The organism is Vibrio sp. Vb1026 (assembly GCF_033338745.1).
Lineage (GTDB): Bacteria > Pseudomonadota > Gammaproteobacteria > Enterobacterales > Vibrionaceae > Vibrio > Vibrio alginolyticus.
Window position 1 is genome coordinate 1 of the sequence record NZ_JAWOTH010000038.1, and the last position, 6,367, is coordinate 6,367.

The 6,367-nt window shown below is 42.6% G+C and carries 5 protein-coding genes and 4 tRNA genes; 3 read left to right on the forward strand and 6 right to left on the reverse strand.

Annotated features, from left to right (window positions below; all coding sequences use genetic code 11):
* Nucleotides 1-180: 180 nt before the first annotated feature.
* The 4 genes from R7E47_RS23730 to R7E47_RS23745 all read right to left on the reverse strand — a co-directional run bounded on the left by R7E47_RS23730 (nucleotide 181) and on the right by R7E47_RS23745 (nucleotide 576).
* A tRNA-Thr gene (locus R7E47_RS23730) sits at nucleotides 181-256 on the reverse strand.
* Nucleotides 257-269: 13 nt separating this feature from the next.
* Nucleotides 270-344 (reverse strand) — tRNA-Gly (locus R7E47_RS23735).
* Between the two features lie 35 nt (nucleotides 345-379).
* Nucleotides 380-464 (reverse strand) — tRNA-Tyr (locus R7E47_RS23740).
* Nucleotides 465-500: 36 nt separating this feature from the next.
* A tRNA-Thr gene (locus R7E47_RS23745) sits at nucleotides 501-576 on the reverse strand.
* A gap of 205 nt (nucleotides 577-781) precedes the next feature.
* Here R7E47_RS23745 and coaA point away from each other — a divergent pair.
* Nucleotides 782-1,705, forward strand: coding sequence for a type I pantothenate kinase (gene coaA / locus R7E47_RS23750; protein WP_005388683.1), 924 nt, complete (start codon nucleotides 782-784; stop codon nucleotides 1,703-1,705).
* A 7-nt stretch (nucleotides 1,706-1,712) separates the two neighbouring features.
* On the opposite strand, the gene birA is transcribed toward coaA, so the two are convergent.
* Both birA and murB read right to left on the reverse strand, forming a co-directional pair.
* Complete coding sequence (gene birA / locus R7E47_RS23755) at nucleotides 1,713-2,678, reverse strand: bifunctional biotin--[acetyl-CoA-carboxylase] ligase/biotin operon repressor BirA (protein WP_005373054.1); 966 nt, start codon at nucleotides 2,676-2,678, stop codon at nucleotides 1,713-1,715.
* Entirely contained in the window at nucleotides 2,675-3,718 is a 1,044-nt protein-coding gene (gene murB / locus R7E47_RS23760; protein ID WP_318085105.1) for a UDP-N-acetylmuramate dehydrogenase, read from the reverse strand. The genes birA and murB overlap by 4 nt, the downstream gene beginning before the upstream one ends.
* A gap of 101 nt (nucleotides 3,719-3,819) precedes the next feature.
* On the opposite strand from murB, the gene R7E47_RS23765 reads away from it, so the two are divergent.
* Both R7E47_RS23765 and pssA read left to right on the forward strand, forming a co-directional pair.
* Nucleotides 3,820-4,251 (forward strand): GNAT family N-acetyltransferase, encoded by a 432-nt coding sequence (locus R7E47_RS23765; RefSeq protein WP_031781233.1) that lies wholly within the window; start codon nucleotides 3,820-3,822, stop codon nucleotides 4,249-4,251.
* Between the two features lie 71 nt (nucleotides 4,252-4,322).
* Nucleotides 4,323-5,663: a CDP-diacylglycerol--serine O-phosphatidyltransferase gene (pssA, locus tag R7E47_RS23770; RefSeq protein ID WP_005388686.1), complete on the forward strand. Its 1,341-nt coding sequence runs from the start codon at nucleotides 4,323-4,325 to the stop codon at nucleotides 5,661-5,663.
* Nucleotides 5,664-6,367: the final 704 nt, after the last annotated feature.

Below are 6,367 nucleotides of genomic sequence, written 5' to 3' on the forward strand. Positions count from 1 at the left end.
TGTTTTACCGTGGTCAACGTGGCCGATAGTACCAACGTTAACGTGCGGTTTCGTACGTTCAAATTTTTCTTTAGACATGAGTGGTCCCTCTAGGTACGGATTTAGGTGGCCCAAATTGACCACGCAACCAAAAAAAGATAATTGGTAAATCTAATATCAAAAGGAAATAAACTTGAGAGCTGGTGCTGATAGGCAGACTCGAACTGCCGACCTCATCCTTACCAAGGATGCGCTCTACCACCTGAGCTATATCAGCACTCAAATTAGAGTGGAGCGGGCAGCGGGAATCGAACCCGCATCATCAGCTTGGAAGGCTGAGGTAATAGCCATTATACGATGCCCGCAACACGTAACTCTGAGAGCTATTTCCTAAAGAATATGGTGGAGGGGGACGGATTCGAACCATCGAAGGCAGTGCCGGCAGATTTACAGTCTGCTCCCTTTGGCCACTCGGGAACCCCTCCAAATTTTCAAGCCATTCAGACTACTAAAGGAAAGAATGGTGCCGACTACCGGAATCGAACTGGTGACCTACTGATTACAAGTCAGTTGCTCTACCTACTGAGCTAAGTCGGCATAAGTGGTGCGCATTCTATTGAATGATTTTCTAGGTTGCAATAGTAATTTGAAAAAAAATCATAAATTTCGATTTTTTAGATTCGTTTGCTGCAAATTCGTACAAACTTAGCTTTTTTAAAGTAAACTTCGACCTTTGTCGTTTGCTTTGAAGTTCGCTTGATGTATGTTCTTGCTTCTATTAAACCAAGGATAAAAGAGACCCATGAGTCCATTTTTGTCATTTGACCGTGCAAATTGGGCCGAGTTAAGAAACTCTGTACCGATGACACTTTCTGAAGACGACTTGACTGCGCTTCAGGGCATTAATGAAAACCTAACCATGGAGGAAGCGGTAGAGATCTACCTTCCTTTGTCTCGTCTTTTGAATCTGTATGTCCAGGCTCGTCAAAGCCGCAATTCCGTATTACAACAATTCTTAAATACAGAGGAACATGCTCCCCCTTTCGTAATTGGTATCGCTGGCAGTGTTGCTGTAGGCAAAAGTACGACTGCTCGTATTCTAACGGCATTGCTTTCTCGTTGGGAGAATCATCCCAAAGTCTCCTTGGTTACAACAGATGGCTTCCTATATCCGAAAAAAGTACTAGAAGAACGCGGTATCATGCATCGTAAAGGCTTCCCAGAATCCTATGATATCAAGCGCTTAGTCGAGTTCATGTCTGACGTAAAGGCAGGAAAGCCCGATCTTGAAGTACCCATCTACTCTCACATCACGTATGACATTACTGATGAACTAAGGAAAGTGGATAGACCGGATGTTCTTATTATTGAAGGTTTAAACGTTCTGCAAAGTGGAATGGACTATCCACATGACCCGCATCGTGTCTTCGTCTCTGACTTTTTAGATTTTTCAATTTATGTCGACGCAGAAACAGAAACCATTGAACATTGGTATGTAGAACGCTTTTTAAAGTTTCGCCAAGGGGCCTTTACGAAACCAGGCTCTTATTTTAGCCACTACACACAACTCTCTGTCGATGACGCAAAGAAAAAAGCGAAGCAAATTTGGCATGATATTAATGGGCTCAATTTAGAATTGAATATTCTTCCAACTCGTGAGAGAGCCCACTTGATTCTACACAAAGGCGTTAACCACTTAGTTGATAAAGTTTCGTTGCGAAAGTAATCGAAGATTAGTCACTTTTACGCAACGAGATTTCACCACCAATATAAGTCTCTAGTCCTTGGGAGGTTTCGATTAATATTCCACCTTGATGATCGATGCCTCGAACGACGCCATATACCTCTCTAGGACCAATAAGCAGTTTGACCTGACGATTAAGGAAATTGTCTAACCGATTCCAACGTTCGATAAAGCCAGTAAGTCCTTTCATTTCATATTCGACAAGTGCGGAATTCCAATGCTTGATAAGTGTCATTGCTAGAACATTTCTATCGATCTTGAGACTCTGATTTACTTGGTTCAACGTGGTCCATGGCTGGTCAATCTCAGGCTGGTCGTCAGGCATTCCAATATTCAGGCCCATCCCAATCACTAGATGAGCAGCCCCACCGGCCTGACCCGACATTTCAACCAAGATTCCGGCCAGTTTTTTATCTTGATAATACAAGTCATTCGGCCACTTGAGTTTAACACCTTGCATGCCTACTTCTTCCAAAGCTTCCACTGCGGCAATCCCAATCACCAAGCTCAAGCCCATTGCCGCAGCCATTCCTGCATCCAGTCGCCAATACATAGAGAGATATAAGTTAGAGCCAAACGGTGAGACCCATTGTCTACCGCGGCGACCACGCCCTTGTGCTTGATATTCAGCAATACAAACACGGCCCTTTTCCGAATCCGCGACTCTGTCGAGCAAATATTGATTCGTTGAGTCAATCACAGGGACGAGTTCAACAAGTGACTCCGAGCTAGTGGTAAGGAGAGTCTCGTCTAACAACTGCAATGGTGAGGCTAATTGGTAACCGCGCCCTTGCACTCGATAAATATCAATACCCCATTCACTAAGACCTTTAATGTGCTTAGCGATTGCCGCTCTAGAAACATTAAGATCGTCGCCCAACGCTTCTCCTGAATGAAACTCTCCATCACTTAATAACTTTAGAATATGAAGTTTCGTAGAGTGATCTTTTCTCATCTAGATGCCTCGATCTGAGCCAAATTGGTCTCCCCGGTACGATTGAGAAAGCGCACTTCATGCTCAAGTATGATTTGGTATTTGTCCCATACTGTATGCTTCACTAAAGAAGCAAGCGCGACAATGTCATCAGCACTACAATTATCTATGTTGGTCAAAACCAAAGCTTGCATAGGGTTGACCTGCGCACCGTGTACAGACTTCCCTTTTAATCCACACTGATCAATAAGCCAACCAGCAGCAATTTTCATTCCTCCTGAAGCTGGGTAGGCCACTACGTTAGGGTATTTTTTTGTTAGTCGATCATAGTGATCTTCTGTGATCACTGGGTTTTTAAAGAAACTACCTGCGTTACCTATCTTGGTTGGATCTGGCAGTTTTGCCTTTCGCACTTGGCATACTCGTTCGAAGATAGAAGCAGGGCTGAGTTGTTCTTCTGGGATACTTTGTAAAGGACCGTACTGGTTAATCGGCTGCCATTGCTTCGCCAACTTAAGCCCTAATGCGGTGATAAAGCACTTTCCGTGCAACGCATGTTTAAATATGGAATCCCTATAGGCAAACTCACAGTCTTGGGCGTGCATTCTTTTGTTTTCAAACGTAGTTAGATCAAGAACATCTACATAATCACAGATGTCTTTTAGCTCTAGGCCATACGCACCAATGTTCTGAATAGGAGCCGAGCCAGCACAACCTGGAATCAAAGCTAAGTTCTCGAGCCCACCGATCCCCTGATTCACACACCAGGAAACCAATTCAGGCCAATCTTCACCACCGGCAATATGTAATAGGTAGTGCTCATCCGTTTCCGTAACTTCTTTACCCATGATTCGATTAACAATCACTAATCCCTCAAAATGTTCTGTAAAAAGAACATTACTTCCTTTACCTAAAAAAAGTTTCGGTAAATGGGTGAATCTTGGGTTTTGAAATAGCTCAATAACATCTTCAAGCGACTCAACGATAGCTAAATAGGAACACGATTGTTCAATTCCAAAAGTATGGTAAGCCTTTAGGCTCGCATTTGTTTTAATTTGCATAGTAGGTTTGCAACACCAGATAAGATTCTCTTAAACTGTCGACATTCTACATTAGTTATCTTTTAACCGCAGTGACAATACCAGACTCATTAATCATAGAAGTGTTAAATCCCATCAAGCTCCCCCTCATTAAGAAACTATACAAGGCGTATTACCCTGCGGGTCGAGCCAAAAAAGATGAATTGATCATTACAGCAAGCCATAAAGGTGAAATCATTGCGTTACTACGTTTAAAAAGTGTAGATAAAGTTCGTCTATTGACAGGAATGTTGGTCATTCCGAAAGTTAGGGGAACAGGGATTGGAAAAGAACTACTAACTCATTGTAAAAACAATGTTTTCACTGATGGCGATTATTGCTTCGCGTTTACACATCTCGAATCCTATTATTCCAAGCATGGATTCACAACAATTGATTGCTCTGAGCTACCACACCCGCTAAAAATGGCATTTCAACGTTATGTAGATAGCGGTAAAGATCTCATTCCAATGCAATTCATCTCTTCAACGACATCAAAACGCGTGCTTTTGTAGCCAGGTAAATCATATCTTTGATAAAATGGCAGGTTCGCAATATTGCACTAAACTAAGGTACTCATACCGATATGATAGTAAGTAGGAATCCATTCGAACAGTTGCCAAGTCTCGCTGTCAATCCGGAAGACTTTGATGTTCTGTATTCAGCAGAATCATTCAGAACCCGTCTTTTAGATGCTATCAGCAAAGCAACGTCGCGAATTTACCTAGTCGCTCTATATCTGGAAGATGATGAAGCTGGACGTGAAATTCTCACTGCGCTTTATGAAGCGAAACAGCGCAATCCTGGGTTGGACATCAATATCTGTGTCGACTGGCATCGAGCGCAGCGTGGCCTGATTGGTGCGGAGACATCTGAGGGTAATTCAGCGCTTTACAAAGCATATGCCAGCAAATACCAACACCCAATCCCTGTCTATGGCATACCAGTGCGTGGCAGAGAAGTTTTTGGGGTACTGCATTTAAAAGGCTTCATTGTCGATGATACTGTTATCTACAGTGGGGCGAGCTTAAATAACGTTTATCTCCATTATCATGAACGTTATCGATTTGATCGTTACCATGTGATTCGACATGAATCTTTAGCGAATTCAATGGTGCAATTCATTCAGGAAGAAATGATTGCTCACCCTGCCGTTAATGATCTTGCAGGAAAAGATAAGCCAGAAACCAAAGAAATAAAGTCGGCGATTCGCCAACTGAGGGCTTCTCTTGCTCAAGCCAACTATAAGTTTGAAGACCAAGCTGCAACAGAAGAAAGTGTAAAAGTCACTCCGTTAGTTGGGCTAGGCAAACGCCGTAATCTGCTCAATCAACAGATTGTAAAGTTATTGGCAGCAGCCCAAGACGAAATTTTCATTTGTACGCCTTACTTTAACTTCCCTAAAGCACTTCATCGTGAAGTGAAACGAGCCATGAAGCGTGGTGTGAAAGTAACTATTGTTGTGGGTGATAAAACCGCCAACGACTTTTACATTGCACCCGAGGAAGACTTTAAAACCATTGGCGGACTTCCATATCTTTACGAAGTGAATTTGCGTCGCTTTGCGAAAGCCAATGAAGCGAATATCGCCGCACGTAAATTGTCAATTCACCTATGGAAGCATGACAATAACAGCTTCCACCTTAAGGGTATTTGGGTTGATAAACGCTATATGCTACTTACTGGGAATAACCTAAACCCACGTGCTTGGTCACTCGACCTAGAAAATGGGCTACTCATACAAGACAATTATGCGAAGCTCACTGAGAAGTTTGAAGACGAAGTTTCGCGTATTCTTGAGCATACTCACCTTATCTGTACTTATAAGCAATTAGAGAAAGTAGAAGACTATCCTATAGGGGTGCAGCGACTGGTCAGAAAAATTACCCGCCTAAAGGCAGATGGTGTTTTAAAACGTATTCTTTAGACATCATTTCTCGCTCTAAAGTACGTCGAGATTTTTATACTAAGCCAACCGCTTTAGCAGTTGGCTTTTTCATATAATCCATTTGGAATACTTAACTATTTTCTAGTACCGCTAGTGAGCACATAACCACTTAGATCTAGAGCGACTCTCTTAATGGGTTTGAGCTTTGACGTTTGTGAGTATTCCGCATAGCTTACAGCCTCGAGCTAAGCTACCCCTCTCTGTTCTGGCGCTTCTTACCCTTTGGCGATATATTTTTTCTGAGACTCATCAAATGTTCAGCGTCGAAAATTATCACCTCGCTAATGAAGAGCTCCTTCAATCTTTCACCTTCCAATTCTTTTCAAGTCGTTTGATTTTTGAGCCAGGAGAGATTGGGGGTATATATGACGCTTTTCTGGATTATGCGCACAGTTCGTTTTTTCTTTCTCATCAAGATTCAAGCCGTTGAACGCCTTGAATACCATAGATTACTTAGGTTTGTTTGTAGGTCATATTGTCTTTCCACAGCATCAACGGCCTATATTAATTAAAGCCTAGTGTGTAATCACGCAAAGTTCACTTAGTAGGGATTATGGGGAGTAGTCTAATTAGGTGTAAACACACTTCAGGGAAACGCCGCAGTAGAAACGAAAAAAGCCTCAGTCTTTCGACTGAGGCTTAATATAAGTGGCGGAGTGGACGGGACTCGAACCCGCGACCCC

Coding starts and splice junctions, on each gene's coding strand:
- coaA (WP_005388683.1), top strand. CDS start 782: ATGAGTCCATTTTTGTCATTTGACCGTGCAAATTGGGCCGAGTTAAGA.
- birA (WP_005373054.1), bottom strand. CDS start 2,678: ATGAGAAAAGATCACTCTACGAAACTTCATATTCTAAAGTTATTAAGT.
- murB (WP_318085105.1), bottom strand. CDS start 3,718: ATGCAAATTAAAACAAATGCGAGCCTAAAGGCTTACCATACTTTTGGA.
- pssA (WP_005388686.1), top strand. CDS start 4,323: ATGATAGTAAGTAGGAATCCATTCGAACAGTTGCCAAGTCTCGCTGTC.